1 protein-coding gene and 1 pseudogene are annotated in these 2,365 nt (G+C 71.5%); both read left to right on the forward strand.

Annotation, left to right across the window (positions count from 1 at the left end; all coding sequences use genetic code 11):
- Positions 1-164: 164 nt before the first annotated feature.
- Complete coding sequence (hpnE, locus tag ACFUUZ_RS31655) at positions 165-1,580, forward strand: hydroxysqualene dehydroxylase HpnE (RefSeq protein ID WP_378702718.1); 1,416 nt, start codon at positions 165-167, stop codon at positions 1,578-1,580.
- A 261-nt stretch (positions 1,581-1,841) separates the two neighbouring features.
- A pseudogene (locus ACFUUZ_RS31660) lies at positions 1,842-2,365 on the forward strand (lytic transglycosylase); the annotation flags it as partial.

The following is a 2,365-nucleotide window of genomic DNA, read 5'->3' on the forward strand; positions in this document are numbered from 1 at the left end:
GCACTCGACAGGGTGTGGGAGAGTAGGACACCGCCGGAACAATTGTTCGCTGAAGGCCCCGACCATCATGGTCGGGGCCTTCAGTCGTTTCCGGGGAAGAATGCCGGTCCGTGCCCTAGCCTGAGAGGCTGACAATGTTTTCCTCTCACTCTTCGGGGGTCGGAATGGACGAGCGCGGCAATCGACACATCGTGGTGGCAGGCGCGGGCCTCGCGGGGCTCGCGTCGGCGGTGTGGCTCGCGGAGCGCGGCTACCGGGTCACGCTGCTGGAGAAGCGCGGACGGCTCGGCGGCCGGACCATGTCGTTCGACGTCGCGGGGCTGGACGAGCCGGTCGACAACGGCCCGCACCTCTTCGCGGGCTGCTACGACGCGCTGCTCCGCTACGTCGACACCATCGGCACCACGGACCAGCTGCTCTGGGACGCACCGCCGTTCGCCATCCGCACCGGCGCCGACGAACTGCTCACCCTGCGCGGCCCCGACTGGTGGCCGCTGAGCATGCGCCGCACGCTCGGGCTGGCCTGGATGGCATGGCCGCCGATCCCGGTGCGCGACCGGCCCGCCGTGCTGCGGGTGTGGGCGGCGCTGCTGCGCCAGGCGGTGCGGCCGGACCCGGCGCTGGACGAGATCACGGTCAGCCGGTGGTTCGACCGGCTGCGCGTCCCGGCATCCTTCCGTGAGCTCGTCCTCGACCAGTTCGTCATCGGGCTGCTCAACGAGAAGCCGGACCGGGTCTCGGCCTACACCTTCGCGCAGACGCTGAACTTCGTCGGAAAGCGGGCGCGGCGGAACGTTCGGGCGGGGGACGCGGTGTGGCCGCGGGTGAGCCTGCACGACCTCTTCGTGGCGCCCGCCGAGCGGTATCTGGCCGAGCGCGGCGCGGTGATCCGCACCGGCAGCGGCGTCGACGACGTCGAGCTCGAGGGAGACCGGGTCACCGGGGTCCGGCTGCGCGACGGTGAGCTGCTCGCGGCCGACGCCGTGGTGCTCGCCATTCCGCCGTGGGCGCTCACCACCCTGCTCGACCGCGGCGCGCTCGGGCTGCATGACCACTTCGCGCCCGCCCGCAAGATCGAGGCCGCCCCCATCTCCAGCGTGTACGTGTGGCTGGACCGGCCGCTCGGGCTGCGCCGCTACGCGGAGAACCTGCGCGGCACCACCATCGAATGGGTCTTCGACACCGGGCGGATGCAGGGCACCGCGCCGGAGGGGGTCGACGCCGCCGGGGCCGGGCACTGCTACGCGCTCGCGGTCAGCGCCTCCTGGGACGTCGTGCACACGCCGAACGCCGAATTCATCGCGGCCGCGCTGGAATCGCTGCGCGCGAACTACCCGGTCATGGCAGAGGCCGAGGTGCTGCGCACGCACGTCATCCACCAGCCGCAGGCGACCTTCTCCGCGCAGCCCGGCTTCGAGGCGCTGCGGCTGGCGCAGCGCACCCCGCTGGACGGCCTGTTCCTGGCAGGCGACTGGACCGACACCGAGCTGCCCTCGACCATGGAGGCGGCCGCGGAGAGCGCCGTGCGGGCGGTCGACGAGGTGGCCCGCTACCTCACCGCGGCGCCCGCGCCGCACTGAGGGGCGCTGGCGCGGCGGTGCGCGCGAAGGGTCCCGGAACCGGGCGGGGAATCGTACCCTGGACTGGTGCGCCCGGGCGGCGCGGCCGACATCGAGGCGAGGAGGCCGGGGTGAGAGGTTTCTGAGAAGTTCATGAAGCCTCCACGGTATTTTCCTTGCATTTGCTATGGTCCAAGCAGCGTAAGTTAGTGCCGATTCGGCACTAGTAGCGTGTGCCGGTGGGGGGATCGGTACCGCGACCGAGAGGACGGTGTCGTCGATATGCGCAAGTCTGCCCCGGTAACGGTGTCGATCCTGGTAGCGGCCGGACTGGCGTCCGTCGCCTCCGGATCGGTGGTCTCGGCGGGCGGCGCCGGAGACGCCGGCGAAGCGCTGCTGGTCGGCTCCACCGGCACGGCCGCCACCGACGCGGCGCCGTCCCCCTCCCGGATCGTCGGGTTGCTTCCCCTGGAGAACAGCGTCGTCGCGCGGGAGTTGCGGGCGGTGGTGCCGCCTGCCGACGGTGCGGTTCCGGTGGGTGGTGGGCCGGTGTTGCGGAATATCGCCCTGCCCTCGGGGTCGGGGTTGCTCGGTATTCCGGAGGTCGTCCTTGCGGCGTATCGGAATGCGGAGTTGGCGTTGGCGTCGGCGCAGCCGGGGTGTGGGGTGCCGTGGAATCTGTTGGCGGGGATCGGGCGGATCGAGTCCGGCCATGCCGGTGGTGGGCGGACGGATGCGGCGGGGACGACGGTGACGCCGATCTTCGGTCCGGCGTTGGATGGGACGTTGCCGGGTAACGAGGTGAT

The organism is Nocardia sp. NPDC057353, from assembly GCF_042667085.1.
In the GTDB taxonomy this organism is placed as follows: Bacteria; Actinomycetota; Actinomycetes; order Mycobacteriales; family Mycobacteriaceae; genus Nocardia.